Consider the following 16,957-nt stretch of genomic DNA (forward strand, 5'->3'; position numbering starts at 1 on the left):
TGCACTGCTCGTTCGTCTTATCCACTAAGAGCGCCATCATTTTCCTGATCAGGCTCTGATAAGGAGTTTTTTGCATGTACAGCCCGCAACCGCCCACGGAAGGTCACTCATCGACGCACGACAGCGCTTTTGGCGCCGATGCCACAACGCTCGGCAAGACGCCTGAGCAGCATGGCAACCAGCGTATTCGTCATCTGCTCAAGTGTTTTGGCCTGCGCACCAGCCTGATCCGGCTGAAGGTCATCGATGCCCTGCTCACCGCAGCCAACAACCAGCGCAACCTGGGGGTGCGAGGGGTCCACAGTCATTTGCTGGAACTGGGCATCCCGTTGTCTTTTCTCAGCGTGCGCGAGGTGCTCAAGCGCCTGTGCAGCGAGGGCGTGCTCACCCTTAACGCCGACAAGACCTACAGCCTGCATGAACAGGCTGCCAAGGTCCTTGAAAGCCCAGGGATGTGAGTCAGGCGTTGGGCTTGACCTTGCGGCGCATCACGCCGTTGATCACCACTACGACCACCGCCACGCCAATGGCGATGTATTGGAAGGTTTTTTCGCTGATAGCCCCGGTGTTCTGCAAATAGGACAAGCCAAACATAGTCCCCAGAACCACCAGGGAAATCAGAATCGAGTATTTCAAGCGTTGTTTTTGGGTCATGACCGGTTCCTGAACCTGAAAAATTGTATCCACTGTGTATCGTCAAGCATTCCGGCACCTACCCATCAAGGGGATGTGCCGGGGTTTGCGCGGTCTCATGTTACAGGCGATGAAAAGCTTTGGCTTGTCCGACAGGGCTCAATGATTCGCGCCATGCACCCAGCGCTGATGCAGCCACCGGGCAAACGCATCGAGGGCAAAACCCAGCAGGCCGATCAGCAATACCATCGCCATCAGCTCCGAGTAGGCCAGCCGATCACGGGTGTCGAGGATGTAATAACCCAACCCCGCGCTGACTCCGAGCATCTCGCATGGCACCAGCACGATCCACAGGATCCCAATGGCCAGGCGCACGCCGGTCAACACATGCCCTATCACTCCCGGGATAATCACCCGGCGCAAGGTTTCCCAGCGTGTGGCGCTCAAGCTTTTGCTCAGTTGCAACCAGCGTGGGTCCAACTGACGCACACCGGCGGCGGTATTGAGCAGGATCGGCCAGACAGCCGCGAAGGCCAGCAGGAAGTAGATCGGCTGATCCCCTACCCCCATCAACATCACCACGATGGGCATCCACGACAGCGGCGAAATCATCCGCAGAAACTGGAACGCCGGAGTGGTGGCGGCCTCCAGGTTGCGCGAACGGCCCACCAGCAATCCCAAAGGCACGCCCACCAGCAAAGCCAGGAACAACCCGACAAAGATCCGTTTGAGGCTGACAGCGATGTGCAGGTACAACTCGCTACGCCCCAACAACTCCCACAAACTGGCCAGGGTGGCCGACAACGAGAAACGTGCGGACAAGCCGCCCGCCTCGCCAAACACTTTCACCCCCAGCCACCAAAGCAACAATAGCCCGGCCAATCCGCTCAGGCCGAGCAACCAGCCCGGCCACACTACGGTTTTGCGGTCGTTCAAACGCCAATCTCCTCGCTGCGCTCAAAACTGTCGGCCAAGCCGAAGGTCTTCATGCCGCCCACCGCCTCGATGGCGTGGCGTACGAAGCGGTCATCCACCAGGTCCTTGGCGACAAACGCTGGATCCAGATCAGCCAGAAAGCGCTTGTCGCCCTCGATCAGCGTGTCTTTCAGGCGGCGCACCAGTTCTTCGGTATAGCTGGGGAATGGGTACGGCTGAAAGTCGATACGATGTTCATCCCAATTGGCGTGCTGGATCGCGCCATCAGCCAGGTAAGCGGCACGGTCGCTGGCCGGTGGCGCCAATACTTTGCTCAACACCGGCTCGGCGTGGGGGGTATAGCGGTTAGGGCCGTCCTTGGACAGCAACTTGACCGCCTCTTCGCGGTTATCACGGGTCCAGACCTGGGCCTTGACGATGGCATTGACCACCTTTTGCGACCACTCGGGACGCTGGGTCAAGTCGTGCTCATGCATGAACACTACGCAGCACGCATGATTGCGCCACACATCACCGGTAAAGCGCTGCACCCGGCCGACATTGAGGTTCTCCGCCAGGGCGTTGAACGGCTCTGCGACGATATAGCCGTCGATACGCTTGCTGGCCAGGGCTGGCGGCATGTCTGAGGGAGACAGCACGATCAGGTTGACTTCGTTAGCCGCCAGGGTGCTGCCAGTAGCCCGGCTGACCGGGGTCAGGCCGTTATCACGAAACAGTTGCTGCACCACCACATTGTGGATCGAGTACCAGAACGGGATCGCCACCGACTTGCCGCCCAACTGCTTGATCTCGGTAATCCCCGGCGATACGGTCAGCCCGGAACCGCCCACGTGGTTCCATGCCACCACCTTGGCCGGCACCTTGCTGCCATAGCGCGCCCAGACGGTCATCGGCGACAACAAGTGAATCACGTTGACTTGGCCGGAGATAAACGCCTCGATCACCTGGGCCCAACTGCGCAGCAGCACCGGGCGTTCGGCCTTGATGCCTTCGGCTTCGAACAGGCCGTTATTGTGAGCCACCAACAGCGGCGTGGCGTCGGTGATCGGCAGGTAACCAATGCGCACTGGCGCATCCGGTTCGGCGGCGGCACGGGCTTGAAGGCTGCTCAGCAATGGCAGGGCTCCAGCAGCACTGAGTACGGCCGAGAGTTTGAGAAAATCACGGCGCGAGTGGGTCAGGTCATCCAGACACATGTTGAGGCTCCAATAATTCTGGGGGATGGGGTGAGGCACGGCTCGCTCGCCGCAGGGTTTTGAGAATATCAATGCGCAGTATGCCGATCGCCTCGACCTGTTCTTCACGCGGCTGCGGCAGGTCGATGCGCCACTCCCCCAAGGTTCGCGCCGGGCGGTCACCCAATAGCAGAATCCGGTCGGAAAGCAGCAGAGCTTCATCAATGTCGTGGGTGATCAACACCGCTGCCGAGCCTTGCTCGCGATTGACCTTGAGCAGCAAGTGCTGCATATCGGCGCGGGTCACTTCGTCCAGTGCGCCGAAAGGTTCATCCAACAGCAACACTTGCGGCTGGCGCGCCAGGCAGCGGGCCAGCGCAGTGCGCTGGGCCATGCCGCCGGACAACTGCGCGGGGAATTGCAAGCGGGCATGTTCCAGCCCTACGGCGGCAATCGCGTGGTCAACCCGGGCGCGGCGTTCCTGGTGGCTCAAGTGCGGCTGGCGAGCGAAGTCCAAGCCAAAGGCGACGTTTTTTTCCAGGTTCAACCACGGCAACAGGCTTGGGTCCTGAAACGCCACCACCACCCGTGGATGGGCCCCACTCAAGGGCTCGCCAAGCAACCGAATGCTGCCACCCTGAGGCGCCTGCAAGCCGGCAAGCACTCGCAACAGGCTGGACTTGCCTACGCCGCTGGGGCCGAGGATCGACACCACTTCACCGGGCTGCAGTTGCAGGTTGAAATCTGCCAGTACCGGCCCACTGGCGTAACCCAGGCAAACCCCTTCGGCCTGCAAAACCGCCTGACTCATAAGCCGGCCTGACGTGCCAACTCGGTCCGCAACTGCACCAGGCTCGGCGTGATGATCGGCACAAATGCCGACTCGCGCCAGCGCCGGGAAAAACCACTGCCATGGGCGGTCAGGTAGGCCTTGCCGCCGCTGGCTTGCAACTCCAGGTGCACTGCGCTGGCAGCGGTTTCTGCCAGGGCGATGCGCAGGCGGAACAACGACGCCGGTGCAGTACCGAAGCGAGCGGACAGTAACCCTTGCTTGAGCTCGGTGACCAGATGATTGAGGGTCGCCCGCAGCGCCTCCAGCTCCTCACGCAATACCGTGCGGCTGGACCCAAGGTGATTGGCCACCTCGGCCAGGGAGCGCCGGGCCAGGCCGATGGACATGCCGCACTGCAGGCCGAGGAACGCTGGGCGCACCGCCGGCAGGAATTTACGGGCATCTTCATGAAGCAGCCAATCACGGCTCAGCTCCACGCCTTCCAGGCCAAGTGCAGCAGTGTTGCTCGATTGCAGGCCAAGCAACTCCAGGTCGCGAGAGCGCTGCAGGCCAGCCACCGAATCGGGAATTGCCATGATAAACGGTGCGCCACCGTGGTTATGTTCGATGGCAGCGGCCACCACAAAACCGTTCTTGCGCAGATTCGTCACCCAATGCAGGCGGCCATTGAAGGTCCAGCCGTCATCAGTCGGCTCGGCATTGATCTGCAAGGCCTCGATGCCGGAAAGAAACTTCATTGCATTGGAAAGGCCGGTGGCGCCAGCGAGTTTCCCGCTGAGCAGGTCCGGTAGCAGCTGTTCACGCAGGCGCTCATTGGGGCTTTGCAGCAAGTATTCGATAAACGAGCGCTGGCCCCAGCAGACAAAGGCCGCCGCCAGGGAATGACTGGCCACATCGGCAATCGCCTCTACGGCCCCGGCTACATCGCCGCCAAGGCCGCCCAGGTTTTTTGGCACGCCAATACGCAATACGTTGGCCTCTGCCAGCCGTGGCAGTACTTCCTGTGGATCGCAACTGCCCACATCCAGGGCTTGCGCTTGAACATCGAGCCAGCGGCTCAAGGTAGGGTCAAGCATGGGTGTTTCTCCTTGTTACAGCGTGTTGACCATCGCTGAGGCCAACGTGCAGCTTCTACCTGAGTACATAGAGCATCAGTTTGCAGGTTTTTCCCAACGGTATTGCGCCAGTTCCGGGTTCAGTGGCGTACGGGCAAATACATTGGCGAAGTTGCACAACGTGGCCAGGCTGACACCCAGGATAACTTCCAGGGCATGAGCGTCGGTGTAACCCTCTGCACGGAACTGTTCATAACCAGCGTCGCTGACATCACCACGAGTGGAGATCACTTCCCGGGTAAAGGCGGCCAGTGTCTCATAACGCTCGTTGGGCAACTCGCCACGTTGGCGCAGGGCATCGATGACGTCTTCCGGGAGCTTGGCCTTGTTGCGCGCTACCGCAGTGTGCCCGGCAACGCAAAAATCGCAACCGTGGGTTGTCGCCGCGATCAACTGCACCACCTCTCGTTCCGCCAGGCTCAACTCAGCCTTGGCATTCAGACCGGAAACAGTGATGTAGGTTTCCAGCGCAGCCGGGGCATTGGCCAGCACCGCCAGCAGGTTCGGGATAAAACCTGAGCCCTTGAGGGCGTTTTCGAGGAACGGCTTGGCCGCTTCCGGTGCGGTTTCCAGAGTCAGCATGGGTACACGGGACATGGAGTGTTTTCCTGATTGATTCGTGCCCCAAGTTTGTTGGTTATAAAAAAACCGCTCAATAGTTTAAAGTAGCAATTACTTGCTCTAGAGTCTTTCCATTAGATGAATTCGTCCAATTCGCTTGTCGAGTGGTTATTAGATAGCTTTGAAGTCGACACCAGTCTATTTCATGTCGGTCGTTATTGCGGTGGCTGGCATGCCAGCACCCATGGCGTGGCCAACGCCAGCTTTCACCTGATTGTACAGGGGCAGTGCTGGCTGCACATTGATAGGGATTGCACTCCAATCTTGCTGAACAACGGCGATGCCTTGTTTCTGCTGCAAGACTTCAGTTATCGCTTGTCGGGCGAAGCCACGGCAGCCGCCGCCCAGGAATGCCCGCGCCGCGCGATGCTGCCACTGGATGCCGAGGCTACTGACGGTGTGGGCCTGGTGTGCGGCTTCTTTCATTTTCATTCGGGGCTGTCGGCAATGATCGTTGACGCCCTGCCCAACTGGATCATCTTGCGGGCCGGCGATCCGTCACTGTTGGCGGCGCGCAATCTGTTTGAACTGATTCTGCAGGAGTGCCAGCGCAGACCAGCGCCGTCCTCGGCCCTGCTGGAGCGCCTCTGTCATCTGTTGTTTCTCTATGTCCTGCGCCAACACGTAGTCGACAACGCCGAACTCGGCGGCCTGGCAGCGCTGGCCCGGCAACCGGCGTTTGCCGGCCTGCTGGAGCAACTGATCGCTACACCTGCCGAGCCCTGGACCCTGGAGAGCATGGCGGCGTGCACGGGGTTGTCCCGCTCGGCATTTTTCAAGCGTTTCCATGATCTATCTGGGCAATCGCCAGGGCAGGTCTTGCTGATGATGCGTATGCGCCACGCCTGCCAGTTGTTCAAGAACCACCACACGGTGGCGGATGCTTCCCTGGCCGTCGGATATCAGTCTGTGGCAGCATTTACCCGAGCCTTCCACAAGGTTACCGGGCAGCAACCCGGCGCCTATCGAAGGGCTCAAGGGTAACGCTGCAATAGAGTTTTACTTATCCTGGAACTCCGGTGCGCGCTTGGCCACGAACGCGGCCATCCCTTCCTTCTGATCCTGGGTCGCAAACGCCGCATGGAATACCCGGCGCTCAAAACGCACACCTTCGGACAGGCTGACTTCAAAGGCACGGTTGACGCTTTCCTTGACCATCATGCTGATGGGCACCGATTTGCTGGCGATCAGCGCCGCGACTCGCAATGCCTCTTCCAGCAACTCGTCCGCGGGCACGATCCGCGCAACGATCCCGCAACGCTCGGCCTCCACCGCATCGATGAAACGCCCGGTGAGGCACATTTCCATAGCCTTGGCCTTGCCCACGGCGCGTGTGAGGCGCTGGGTACCGCCCATGCCCGGGAGCACGCCCAGATTGATTTCGGGCTGGCCAAACTTGGCCGTGTCGCCCGCCAGGATGAAGTCGCACATCAATGCCAGTTCACAGCCGCCACCCAAGGCAAAACCGTTGACCGCGGCGATGATCGGTTTGCGGCGATTGGCCACGCGATCACTGTCGCTGAACAGGTCGTCCAGGTAGATCCCTGGATAGCTCAGATCGGCCATTTCCTTGATGTCTGCGCCGGCTGCAAAGGCTTTTTTCGAGCCGGTGATCACGATGCAGCCGATCTCGGGATTGGCCTCCAGGCTGTCCAGTGCCAGGTTCACCTCGCTGACCAGTTGTGCGTTGAGGGCATTCAACGCTTGCGGGCGGTTGAGGGTAATCAGCCCGACACGGCCCTTGACGTCCAGCAAAATGGTTTCGTAACTCATCTAATGCTCCTCAGAGATTGCGTGAAATGACCATGCGTTGAATATCGCTGGTGCCTTCGTAAATCTGGCAGACCCGCACATCGCGGTAGATCCGCTCAAGGGGAAAGTCGCTTAGGTAACCGTAGCCGCCCAGGGTTTGCAAGGCCGCCGAGCAGACCTTCTCGGCCATTTCCGAGGCGAACAGCTTGGCCATGGATGCTTCCACCAAGGCAGGCTTGCCACTGTCACGCAGGGCTGCAGCGTAATGCACCATTTGCCGGGCGACGGCGATCTGGGTGGCCATGTCCGCCAACCGGAAAGCGACAGCCTGGTGCTCGATCAATGGTTTGCCGAAAGTCTCCCGCTCACGGGCGTAATCACGGGCCGCTTCAAATGCCGCCCGGGCCATGCCCACTGACTGCGAGGCGATGCCAACCCGACCGCCTTCCAGGTTGGCCAGGGCAATCTTGTAGCCTTCGCCCTCCTCCCCCAGGCGGTTGGCCACCGGCACCTTCACGTCTTCAAAGAGGATTTGGCAGGTGTCGGACGCATGCTGGCCGAGCTTGTCCTCGACCCTGGCCACCGTGTAGCCCGCCGAGGCAGTGGGTACGATAAATGCACTGATGCCACGCTTGCCGGCTGCCGGATCGGTCACGGCAAACACAATCACGAGGCCGGCGTTCTGCCCGGAGGTGATGAACTGTTTGCAGCCGTTCAATACGTAGTGATCGCCCTCCAGGCGCGCGCGGGTTTTCAGGCTGCTGGCGTCGGAACCGGCCTGGGGCTCGGTCAGCGCGAAAGCACCGAGCATGGCACCGCTGGCCAGGGGCTGGAGGAATTGCTCTTTCTGCTGGTCATTGCCAAATTTAAGGATCGGCACGCAGCCCACGGAGTTGTGTACGCTCATGATGGTCGAGCAGGCGCCATCACCGGCGGCGATCTCTTCCAGGGCCATGGCATAGGCCAGGTAACCGGTGTCGCAACCGCCCCACTGCTCCGGGACCAGCATGCCAAAGAACCCCAGCCCGGCCATCTCATTGATAGCCTCCCTGGGAAAGCGATGCTCACGATCCCACTCGGCGGCGAATGGTTTTAGCCGTTCCTGGGCAAATTGCCGGGCCGCTTCGCTGATTTGCAACTGTTCGTCATTGGGGAGCATGGTGAGTCCTTAGTAGAGGCATTCAACGGCCATGGCCGTGGCTTCGCCGCCGCCGATGCAGATGGCCGCGACACCGCGCTTCAAGCCTTGCTGGCGCAGCGCCCAGAGCAGTGTCACCAGGATCCGTGCCCCGGAGGCACCAATCGGGTGACCCAAGGCGCACGCGCCGCCGTGGATGTTGACCTTGCTGTGGGGAATATCCAGCTTGCTCATGGTCACCAGGCTGACCACGGCAAAGGCTTCGTTGATTTCAAACAAGTCCACATCGCCCAGATTCCAGCCGGTCTTGCTCATCAGCTTGCGAATCGCCCCCACGGGTGCAACCGGAAACAGGCCTGGCTCATCGGCAAAAGCTGCATGCCCATGAATGATCGCCAGCGGCTTGAGCCCGCGCTTCTGCGCCTCGGACTGGCGCATCAACAGCAATGCGGCCGCACCATCGGAAATAGAGCTGGCATTGGCCGCTGTCACCGTACCGCCCTCGCGGAACGCCGGTTTCAGGGTCGCAATCTTGTCCAGCCTGGCTTTCGGCGGTTGTTCATCGTCGCTGATGGTTTTCTGCTCCTTACCGACGGTTACCTGCACCGGGACGATTTCCCCAGCAAAGTTGCCTTCGGTGATGGCTTGCTGCGCACGAGTCAGGGAGGCAATAGCAAACGCGTCCTGGGTTTCACGGGTGAAACCATTATGCTCGGCGCAATCTTCGGCAAAGGTGCCCATCAGGCGGCCCTTGTCGTAGGCGTCTTCCAGGCCGTCGAGGAACATATGGTCGATCACCCGGCCATGGCCCATGCGGTAGCCGCTACGGGCCCGGTCCAACAGATACGGCGCGTTGGACATGCTTTCCATGCCACCGGCGATGACCACGTCGACGCTGCCTGCCAGCAGGGAGTCATGGGCGAGAATGGTCGCTTCCATGCCCGAGCCGCACATTTTGTTGAGGGTGGTGCAGCGGGTCGACTTGTCCAGGCCGGCGCCCAGAGCGGCCTGGCGTGCAGGTGCCTGGCCCAGGCCGGCTGGCAGTACGCAACCGAACAGCACTTCATCCACGGCTTCGCTGGCGATACCGGCGCGCTCAACGGCGGCGCGAATCGCCGCCGAACCCAGTTGCGGCGCGGTCAGGCTCTTGAGATCGCCCTGGAAACCGCCCATGGGCGTGCGTACGGCGCTGACGATAACGATGGGGTCGTGGGTGTGGGGCATGACATGAACTCCTTATTTGGCGGCCATCCGCAAGGCACCGTCGAGACGGATCACCTCGCCGTTGAGCATGCTGTTTTCGATGATATGCCGGACCAGTGCGGCATACTCCACAGGCTTGCCCAGCCGTGGCGGAAACGGCACACCGGCGGCCAGGGATTCGCGTACCTGTGGGGTCATGCCGGCCATCATCGGGGTTTCGAAAATGCCTGGAGCGATGGTCATCACCCGAATCCCGAAGCGTGCCAGTTCCCGGGCAGCGGGCAAGGTCAGGCTGGCAATCGCCCCCTTGGAAGCGGCATATGCTGCCTGGCCGACCTGGCCGTCAAAGGCGGCCACCGAAGCGGTGTTGATGATCACTCCGCGTTCGCCGTCGGCATTGGCTTCGGTTTCAGCGATAACTGCCGCACACAGGCGCAGCAGGTTGAAGCTGCCAATCAGGTTCACGTTGATCACTTGGGCAAAACTGTCCAGGGCATGCGGGCCGCTCTTGCCGAGGATCTTCTCGCCACGCACCACACCGGCACAATTGACCAGCCCATGCAGACCACCGAAAGCGCTAACAGTCGCCTGCACGGCCGCTTCGACGGCGGCTTCCTGACAGATGTCGGCCACGGTGCTGCGGGCCTGCTCACCCAGTTTGCTGGCCTGGGCGGCGACGGCATCGGCGTTCAGGTCCACCAGCATCACTTTGGCACCGGCAGCCACCAGCATTTCAGCGGTGGCCGCACCGAGGCCCGAGGCGCCGCCGCTGACCAGAAAAACCTTGTTCTCAATCTGCATCACTGTTTCCTTGAAAGAGGGATCACACCGCGGCCGCCTGGGCCTTGGCAATTTCCTGGTTACGCAAAATAAAGCGTTGCAGCTTGCCGCTTGGGGTCTTGGGCAACTCGCTGACAAATTCGATTTCCCGCGGGTACGCGTGCGCCGCCAGACGCTTACGCACGTGTTGGCGCAGTTCCTCGGCCAGTGCGGGTTCGGCGCGATATTGCGGGCTGAGCACCACAAACGCCTTGACCAGCTCGGTACGCTCAGGACACGGCTTGCCCACCACCGCCGCTTCCACCACGGCCGGGTGTTCAATCAGTGCGCTTTCCACGTCGAAGGGGCCGACCCGGTAGCCGGACGTGGTGATCACATCATCACTGCGCCCGACAAAGCTGATGCTGCCATCGGGGTTCAATTCCACAGTGTCGCCGCTGAGGTAATACGGGCCGACAAAGGCCTTGGTCTTGACCCCTTCGTAGCCGGCAAACCAGCACATCGGCGACTGGTCGCGGTCAATGGCCAATATCCCCGGCTGGCCGGCGGGTAGCTCCTGATGGTTGTCGTCCAACACCACAATGCGATGGCCCGGCGAGGCAAAACCGGCCGAACCGACGTGCACCGGGTGATCCAGGCCGTGGTGATTGCACAGCACCATGCCCAATTCGGTCTGGCCGTAATGGTCGTGGATCGTGACGCCCAGGTTATCGGCGAACCAGCGGATCACTTCCGGGTTCAACGGTTCACCGGCACTGCTGACAATCCGCAGCCGGCCCTTGATCGAGCGGGCGAACTGTTCGCCGCCGGCAATCAGTAACCGGTAGGCGGTAGGCGAACCGGTGAGGTTAGTGATGCCGTACTTATTGATGACCCGGCAAGTGCTTTCGAGGGTAAACGGGCCATCGTAGAAGGTGATCGGATGGCCCATGGACAAGGGCCCGGTCACGCCAAAATAGATGCCATAGGCCCAGCCCGGGTCAGCGACGTTCCAGAACGCATCTTCGGGGCGCAGGTCTACCGCGTCGCGGGTGTAGCTATGGAACGCGACAATGGCCTTGAGCGGTACCGAGAGGGCTTTCGAGGGGCCGGTAGTACCCGAGGTGAACATCATCAGAAAGGGATCATCGCCTCCCAGCAGCACCGGCTCGCAGACGTTGGAATGATTCGCCAACTCCGCCCAGAAGCTGAAATCGCCACGGACAATGCCTTCACCCTTGATACCGGCGACGGTGACGATCGTCGGGCAGTCGGCCACTTCACTGAGCTTGGGGCGGTTGACTGCATCCGTGACCACCAATGCGGCACCGGAGCTGCTCAAGCGGTGTTCGATGGCCTTGGGCCCGAAGGCGGTGAACAGCGGTTGATAGACCGCACCGATACGCCAGGTGGCGAACACCACGACCAGCAACTCGGCGGTACGCGGCAGCAGGCCGGCCACCTTGTCACCGCGCTTGACGCCCTGGGCCAGCAGGAAATTGGCGAAGCGCGCCGCCTGGTCCTGCAAGTCGCTGAAGGTGCACGTGGCACTGCGGCCATCCTTGCCCTCCCAGAACAGTGCGATACGGCCCGGTAACGCATGCCGGTCGCAGCATTCGACACAGGCATTGAGCCCTTGCAGATTACCGGCCAGCGCGGCATCGACGGTTTGCTGGTAGTGAAACGGGTGAATGGCTGTCGAGTAATCACGCATTGCTTCAAATCCCTCTGTCTTTTTGTTTTAGGGCTGGCTACGTAAACCAGGGAAATAGTCGCTCCAGAGCGCTCGCCGGACAATAGTCAAAGCCTTCAACATGGTTGACTGGTTTGGCCAATCGCGTTGCCTCGGTTTGACACCGGGAGTGGTCTGGCCGAAGCTGATAGCTTTGTAATAGCTGCCCAGCTTTCGGACGCCTGCATGTCAAAATCGCGCCGCTACCCCATCATCGGCTTGTGCGCCCTGTTGTTTGTTGTGCTGCTTACCTGGTATTTCACCCGTACACCCCAGGTGCCCGCCCCTCCTGCCATTGCCCATGGCTATTCCAAGGCCTTGAGGCTAGCCCATAACGGTGAGCCGGGGGCTGCACGGGTGTTGTACCAACAGCTGGAACGCCAGGACTTATCCGATGTACGCCGCGCCGCCCTGCATGCCGAACTACCGAACTACCCCAGCCCCCAGGCTTTGAGGCTGGCGAGCAAGGACTTGGCCAACGAAGCCCCACTGGTCCGCCAAGCGGCCATTCACAGCATTGTCGGGCTGGTGCCCAGCGGCCAACGCACCTTGTTGCTCGGCCCTTTACTGGATGACCCCGAACAAAGCGTACGGTTTGCTGCCGCCAACGCTTTGCTGGGCCTTTCGCCGGACACGTTGGGCTTGTATTTCGGGCCGCTGCAGCAAGTGCTTGATGAGTTCGAAAAACAACTCAAGGACCAACCCGAAACCGCCGAAGGCTGGATTCAACTGGCACGCTTGTACATCCACAGCGTCCGCCTGGTGGAAGCGCAAAACACCCTGGAGCAGGCATTACGCCTGGAACCGGACAATCTGCCCGCCGTCGTGGCACAGATTGAGTTGCTGGATAAGCAAGGCAAGGTCGACGACTCCCGTCAGTTACTGGCCAAACAACTGCAAGCACACCCGGAATCGGCCTACCTGCAGCACGCCCTGGGCATGTGGCTGTTACACCATGGTGAGCGTGAATATGCGCTGCTCGGGTTGTCTAAAGCGGTAGAGCTTGAGCCGGACAATCAGGATTACCGCTATGACCTGGCCACCACCCTGCACGACCAGCAGGAACTGGAAGCCGCCCAGCGCCAACTGGAGGAAATCGTCCAGCGTCACCCAGAGAACCGCAAGGCCCGGGTACTGCTGGTCAACTACTGGAAGGAAAGCGGCCAGTTGCAAAACGTCCAGGTGTTGTTGGCGCAACTGGAGCAGCAGAATCCGGACGACCCGGCATTGCAGCAAGGCCTGTAGTCGCCTCCCAAACGTTGTATTTCCCCCCCACCTTTGCATCAGTCACACGAAAGTGTTGAACCGCCACACGGCCCTACGGTCAAGTGAATATGGCGTGCCCAAGCGGGCATGCACCCTGTTCGTACATGACCCGAGGGCACTTCTTGTCTACATCCAAAGAGCTGTTCACTGCCAAGACCGCAACGGGTATCGAAGGTCTTGATGACATACTTTGCGGTGGGTTATCCCGCGGCCATCTGTTCCTGCTCGAAGGCGAGCCCGGGACTGGAAAAACCACCGTGGCTCTGCAATTCCTACAGGCCGGCGCCAGCGTCGGCGAGCGCTCGCTGTACATTACCCTGTCGGAGACCGAGCACGAGTTGCGCCAGGGCGCCAAGTCCCACGGCTGGGACCTGGATGAGCACATCAATATCTTTGAATTGACCCCGCCGGAAAACCTGCTCAATGCCGAACACCAACAGAGCCTGTTGTATTCCTCCGACCTTGAACTGGGTGAGGCGACCCGACAGCTCTTCGAAGCAGTAGAACGGGTTAAACCAACGCGCGTGGTGATCGACAGCCTCTCGGAAATCCGCCTGCTGGCGCAAAGTTCATTGCGCTACCGAAGGCAGATACTGGCAATCAAGCATTACGTCGTGCGTTACAACGCCACGGTTTTACTGCTGGACGACCTGACGACCGAATCCCTCGATAAAACCGTACACAGTGTGGCCCACGGGGTGATTCGCCTGGAAGCACTGACCCCCGACTATGGGGCTGAACGGCGACGGGTGCGGGTGGTGAAGTACAGGGGCCAGAAGTACCGTGGCGGGTTTCATGACTTCACCATCATGGGCGATGGCGTTCACGTTTTCCCACGCCTGGTGGCGGCCGAACATCGTGGCGACTATAAGCGCCAGACCCTGACCAGTGGCATCCGCGAAATGGATGCCTTGCTCGGCGGCGGCATTCAGACCGGCTCCAGCACCCTGATCCTGGGCCCCGCCGGCACTGGCAAATCGCTGATCTCGATGATCTTCGCCGCCGCTGCGGTGCTCCGTGGAGAAAAGGCTGCATTGTTCATTTTTGATGAAGAGTTAGGGCTGTTGTTCGAGCGCATGAAGAACTTGGGCATCGACCTTGAGGCCCTGCAACAGACCGGCAACCTGCTGATCGAACAAGTGGACGCAGCCGAATTATCCCCCGGAGAGTTCTCACACCGGGTACGACGTTGTGTCGATGAACGCGCAATCAAGACCGTTGTGATCGACAGTATCAACGGCTATCAGAGCGCCATGCCTGAAGAAAATGCACTGATTCTGCACATGCACGAGTTGCTGCTGTACCTCAACCGTCGAGGCGCCGCGACCTTCATGACAGTCGCCCAGCACGGGTTGGTCGGTGATATGCAGGCCCCCGTGGACATCACCTACCTGGCCGATACCGTGATCCTGCTGCGCTACTTCGAGGCACTGGGCAAGGTGCGACGGGCCATTTCCATCATCAAGAAACGTACCGGCAGCCATGAGTCGACCATTCGCGAATACCGCATCGGTGATCAGGGCCTGACCATCGGCGAGCCGCTTGAAGCCTTTCAAGGCGTACTGCGAGGTGTGCCGACTTACCTGGGCGCCGACAGTCCACTGCTCAAGGAAGAGGGTTTGTGAGTGGCCTGCCGGCCGTTTCCGAGCGCGCGATCATCCTCGCCCCCCTGGGACGAGACAGCACCCTGGCACTGCAGATGCTCAACGAAGCAGGTTTCAGTGGTGCGATTGCCAGCCACCTGCCCATGCTCTGCGACGAGCTGGGGCAAGGTGCCGGCCTGCTGATCATTGCTGCCGAAGCGTTACGCGGGGTTGACTTGGAACGGCTGCTCGACTATTTGCAGCAACAGCCTGCCTGGTCTGACCTGCCGATCGTGTTATTGACCCATCACGGTGGCAGCGAACAAAACGCCTCTTCGCACTTGAGTGCGCTGTTGGGCAACATCACCTTGCTGGAGCGTCCCTTTCACCCAATCACTCTGATCAGCCTGGTGACCACTGCCCTGCGCGGGCGACGCCGGCAATACGAGGCCCGTGATCGGCTGATTGACCTGAGCCAAAGCGAATTACGCCTGCAGCGTACCCTGGAAACCCTCGAACAGCAGGTCGAAGAACGCACCGCACAGTTGCGCAACAACGAAGAAGCTTTGCGGCAATCCCAAAAAATGGAAGCCGTGGGTCAATTGACCGGCGGCATCGCCCATGACTTCAACAACATGCTTACCGGTATTATCGGCAGCCTGGAACTGTTGAGGCGGCGCCTGGCCCGGGGCCGTCTCGAAGACCTCGATAGCCTGATTGACCTGGGTGTCACCTCGGCCAACCGCGCTGCCGGCCTGACCCACCGCCTGCTGGCCTTTTCCCGTCGCCAGTCTTTGGACTCCAAGCCTGTACAGATCAACGATCTGGTGAACGCCATGAACGAGTTGCTGCAGCGCAGCCTCAACGAAAGCATTGTATTGGATGTACAGCTTGGCGGGCAGTTATGGATTGCCGAAGCCGACCCCAACCAATTGGAAAGCGCCCTGCTCAACCTGGCACTGAATGCCCGGGATGCCATGCCCGATGGTGGTCGTCTCGTGGTCGAGACCCGCAATCGTCACTTGGAGAGCGTCTTCACTGCGGCCTACGGCACCCTCCCTCCGGGTGACTACGTGGAGTTGAGCGTCAGCGATACCGGCTACGGCATGCCTGAAAACGTAATCAGCCGAGTCTTCGACCCGTTTTTTACCACCAAGCCCATCGGCCAGGGCACCGGACTCGGGTTATCGATGATCTATGGCTTTGCCCGCCAATCCGGTGGTCACGTGACCATTCACAGTGAAGAAGGCACAGGCACCACCGTCAGCCTGTTCTTGCCACGCTATATCGGCGAGGTGATTGCAGACATGCCTCTGAGCCCGGCTTTGTTGCCTGACGCCAATGTGGGTGAAACCGTACTGATCGTAGAAGATGACCCGGCAGTGCGGGTGCTGGTGAGCCAGGTATTGAGTGAGTTGGGTTACGCGTTTGTCGAAGCCGGTGACGCCGACAGTGCGTTGCCGGTTATCCAGTCCGCCCAGCGTATTGACCTGCTGATCAGCGATGTGGGGTTGCCGGGGATGAACGGCCGGCAACTGGCGGAAATGGGACGCCAGATACGGCCGGACTTGAAGGTATTGTTTATCACCGGGTATGCCGAGCATGCAGCAGTGCGCGGTGGCTTTCTGGATCAGGGGATGCAGTTGATCACCAAGCCTTTCACTTTCGAACTGCTGACCGCCAAGGTAAGGGAGATGATCAAGCACTGAAGACAATTATTACCTACAGTTACCCAGAGGGAACCGTCAGGGTTACTTCAGCACCGTAACGCAACCACGTGTAGCTCAGACGCAAGGATGCCTCTGAGTCGCAAACAAATGGACGGTGCGAAAAATACGTTCAAGCCAACAACCGCTGGATATGCTCCTGAAGTGTATCCAGATCAAACGGTTTTGCCAGGATCGGCGCATTGCGGGTGACCGGACTGTCGCAGTCAAGAATCTCCTGCGGATAACCACTGATAAAGATGACTTTCAGCTCCGGTCGCAACTTGAGCGCCGGTTCGGCAATCTGTACGCCGGAAATGCCACCAGGCAAACGATAGTCGGTGATCATCAAGTCCAGATGCGGCTTGGTGGCAAGCACCTCGAACGCCTGTTCACCGTCCTCGGCCTTTAACACCCGATATCCCAAGCCCGATAAGTATTCTCCCAGGACAAACAGAATCGAGGGGTCATCTTCGACGATCAGTACAACGTCTTGTGCATCTTCACTCATGAGAAACCTTTGTCCGGTCAATTGCTGCAGATAC

General features: G+C 60.0%; 17 protein-coding genes. 5 read left to right on the forward strand and 12 right to left on the reverse strand.

What is annotated here, in order from left to right; all coding sequences use genetic code 11:
- Positions 1–74 precede the first annotated feature (74 nt).
- Positions 75–458 carry a fe2+ zn2+ uptake regulation protein gene (locus tag GIR22_RS03535; protein ID WP_154741964.1) on the forward strand — a complete coding sequence of 128 codons (384 nt, stop codon included), beginning with the start codon at positions 75–77 and terminating at the stop codon, positions 456–458.
- 1 nt (position 459) lies between these two features.
- Here the strand turns inward: GIR22_RS03535 and GIR22_RS03540 are convergent, their stop codons facing one another.
- The 6 genes from GIR22_RS03540 to GIR22_RS03565 all read right to left on the reverse strand — a co-directional run bounded on the left by GIR22_RS03540 (position 460) and on the right by GIR22_RS03565 (position 5,249).
- A complete protein-coding gene (locus GIR22_RS03540; RefSeq protein WP_154741965.1) occupies positions 460–654 on the reverse strand; it encodes a hypothetical protein in 195 nt (64 codons plus the stop codon).
- Positions 655–792: 138 nt separating this feature from the next.
- A complete protein-coding gene (locus GIR22_RS03545) occupies positions 793–1,548 on the reverse strand; it encodes an ABC transporter permease subunit (RefSeq protein WP_178122075.1) in 756 nt (251 codons plus the stop codon).
- Positions 1,549–1,565: 17 nt separating this feature from the next.
- Positions 1,566–2,765: an ABC transporter substrate-binding protein gene (locus GIR22_RS03550; RefSeq protein ID WP_154741967.1), complete on the reverse strand. Its 1,200-nt coding sequence runs from the start codon at positions 2,763–2,765 to the stop codon at positions 1,566–1,568.
- Positions 2,752–3,555, reverse strand: a complete 804-nt coding sequence (locus tag GIR22_RS03555) for an ABC transporter ATP-binding protein (protein ID WP_154741968.1) — start codon at positions 3,553–3,555, stop codon at positions 2,752–2,754. The genes GIR22_RS03550 and GIR22_RS03555 overlap by 14 nt, the downstream gene beginning before the upstream one ends.
- Entirely contained in the window at positions 3,552–4,613 is a 1,062-nt protein-coding gene (locus GIR22_RS03560) for an acyl-CoA dehydrogenase family protein (protein WP_154741969.1), read from the reverse strand. Before GIR22_RS03560 ends, GIR22_RS03555 begins: the two co-directional genes overlap by 4 nt.
- A 75-nt stretch (positions 4,614–4,688) precedes the next feature.
- Positions 4,689–5,249, reverse strand: a complete 561-nt coding sequence (locus tag GIR22_RS03565) for a carboxymuconolactone decarboxylase family protein (protein ID WP_154741970.1) — start codon at positions 5,247–5,249, stop codon at positions 4,689–4,691.
- A 102-nt stretch (positions 5,250–5,351) separates the two neighbouring features.
- Here GIR22_RS03565 and GIR22_RS03570 point away from each other — a divergent pair, with 102 nt between their 5' ends.
- Positions 5,352–6,257 (forward strand): AraC family transcriptional regulator, encoded by a 906-nt coding sequence (locus GIR22_RS03570; RefSeq protein WP_154741971.1) that lies wholly within the window; start codon positions 5,352–5,354, stop codon positions 6,255–6,257.
- A gap of 15 nt (positions 6,258–6,272) precedes the next feature.
- On the opposite strand, the gene GIR22_RS03575 is transcribed toward GIR22_RS03570, so the two are convergent.
- From GIR22_RS03575 to GIR22_RS03595, 5 genes are read right to left on the reverse strand one after another with little or no spacing between them, the layout of a single operon-like run.
- Positions 6,273–7,046, reverse strand: a complete 774-nt coding sequence (locus tag GIR22_RS03575) for an enoyl-CoA hydratase (protein WP_154741972.1) — start codon at positions 7,044–7,046, stop codon at positions 6,273–6,275.
- A gap of 10 nt (positions 7,047–7,056) precedes the next feature.
- Positions 7,057–8,184 carry an acyl-CoA dehydrogenase gene (locus GIR22_RS03580; protein WP_154741973.1) on the reverse strand — a complete coding sequence of 376 codons (1,128 nt, stop codon included), beginning with the start codon at positions 8,182–8,184 and terminating at the stop codon, positions 7,057–7,059.
- Positions 8,185–8,193: 9 nt separating this feature from the next.
- Entirely contained in the window at positions 8,194–9,387 is a 1,194-nt protein-coding gene (locus GIR22_RS03585) for an acetyl-CoA C-acyltransferase (RefSeq protein ID WP_154741974.1), read from the reverse strand.
- A 12-nt stretch (positions 9,388–9,399) separates the two neighbouring features.
- On the reverse strand, positions 9,400–10,167 hold the full coding sequence (locus GIR22_RS03590) for an SDR family NAD(P)-dependent oxidoreductase (RefSeq protein ID WP_154741975.1): 768 nt from the start codon (positions 10,165–10,167) through the stop codon (positions 9,400–9,402).
- A gap of 22 nt (positions 10,168–10,189) precedes the next feature.
- Positions 10,190–11,839: an AMP-binding protein gene (locus tag GIR22_RS03595; RefSeq protein WP_154741976.1), complete on the reverse strand. Its 1,650-nt coding sequence runs from the start codon at positions 11,837–11,839 to the stop codon at positions 10,190–10,192.
- A 204-nt stretch (positions 11,840–12,043) separates the two neighbouring features.
- Here GIR22_RS03595 and GIR22_RS03600 point away from each other — a divergent pair, with 204 nt between their 5' ends.
- The 3 genes from GIR22_RS03600 (at position 12,044) to GIR22_RS03610 (ending at position 16,415) form a co-directional block, all read left to right on the forward strand.
- The gene (locus GIR22_RS03600) at positions 12,044–13,102 is read left to right on the forward strand and encodes a tetratricopeptide repeat protein (protein ID WP_154741977.1); all 1,059 of its coding nucleotides are present in this window, start codon (positions 12,044–12,046) and stop codon (positions 13,100–13,102) included.
- Positions 13,103–13,245: 143 nt separating this feature from the next.
- Complete coding sequence (locus GIR22_RS03605; RefSeq protein WP_154741978.1) at positions 13,246–14,748, forward strand: ATPase domain-containing protein; 1,503 nt, start codon at positions 13,246–13,248, stop codon at positions 14,746–14,748.
- Entirely contained in the window at positions 14,745–16,415 is a 1,671-nt protein-coding gene (locus GIR22_RS03610) for an ATP-binding protein (protein ID WP_178122070.1), read from the forward strand. Before GIR22_RS03605 ends, GIR22_RS03610 begins: the two co-directional genes overlap by 4 nt.
- Positions 16,416–16,545: 130 nt before the next feature.
- Here GIR22_RS03610 and GIR22_RS03615 read toward each other — a convergent pair whose 3' ends face one another.
- Positions 16,546–16,923, reverse strand: a complete 378-nt coding sequence (locus tag GIR22_RS03615) for a response regulator (RefSeq protein WP_154741979.1) — start codon at positions 16,921–16,923, stop codon at positions 16,546–16,548.
- Positions 16,924–16,957 lie beyond the last annotated feature (34 nt).

It is taken from the genome of Pseudomonas karstica (assembly GCF_009707515.1).
In the GTDB taxonomy this organism is placed as follows: Bacteria; Pseudomonadota; Gammaproteobacteria; order Pseudomonadales; family Pseudomonadaceae; genus Aquipseudomonas; species Aquipseudomonas karstica.

Excerpts from the sequence above, each read along its gene's own strand:
- GIR22_RS03535 (WP_154741964.1), top strand. The coding sequence starts at position 75 with ATGTACAGCCCGCAACCGCCCACGGAAGGTCACTCATCGACGCACGAC.
- GIR22_RS03540 (WP_154741965.1), bottom strand. The coding sequence starts at position 654 with ATGACCCAAAAACAACGCTTGAAATACTCGATTCTGATTTCCCTGGTG.
- GIR22_RS03550 (WP_154741967.1), bottom strand. The coding sequence starts at position 2,765 with ATGTGTCTGGATGACCTGACCCACTCGCGCCGTGATTTTCTCAAACTC.
- GIR22_RS03555 (WP_154741968.1), bottom strand. The coding sequence starts at position 3,555 with ATGAGTCAGGCGGTTTTGCAGGCCGAAGGGGTTTGCCTGGGTTACGCC.
- GIR22_RS03560 (WP_154741969.1), bottom strand. The coding sequence starts at position 4,613 with ATGCTTGACCCTACCTTGAGCCGCTGGCTCGATGTTCAAGCGCAAGCC.
- GIR22_RS03565 (WP_154741970.1), bottom strand. The coding sequence starts at position 5,249 with ATGTCCCGTGTACCCATGCTGACTCTGGAAACCGCACCGGAAGCGGCC.
- GIR22_RS03570 (WP_154741971.1), top strand. The coding sequence starts at position 5,352 with ATGAATTCGTCCAATTCGCTTGTCGAGTGGTTATTAGATAGCTTTGAA.
- GIR22_RS03575 (WP_154741972.1), bottom strand. The coding sequence starts at position 7,046 with ATGAGTTACGAAACCATTTTGCTGGACGTCAAGGGCCGTGTCGGGCTG.
- GIR22_RS03580 (WP_154741973.1), bottom strand. The coding sequence starts at position 8,184 with ATGCTCCCCAATGACGAACAGTTGCAAATCAGCGAAGCGGCCCGGCAA.
- GIR22_RS03585 (WP_154741974.1), bottom strand. The coding sequence starts at position 9,387 with ATGCCCCACACCCACGACCCCATCGTTATCGTCAGCGCCGTACGCACG.
- GIR22_RS03590 (WP_154741975.1), bottom strand. The coding sequence starts at position 10,167 with ATGCAGATTGAGAACAAGGTTTTTCTGGTCAGCGGCGGCGCCTCGGGC.
- GIR22_RS03595 (WP_154741976.1), bottom strand. The coding sequence starts at position 11,839 with ATGCGTGATTACTCGACAGCCATTCACCCGTTTCACTACCAGCAAACC.
- GIR22_RS03600 (WP_154741977.1), top strand. The coding sequence starts at position 12,044 with ATGTCAAAATCGCGCCGCTACCCCATCATCGGCTTGTGCGCCCTGTTG.
- GIR22_RS03615 (WP_154741979.1), bottom strand. The coding sequence starts at position 16,923 with ATGAGTGAAGATGCACAAGACGTTGTACTGATCGTCGAAGATGACCCC.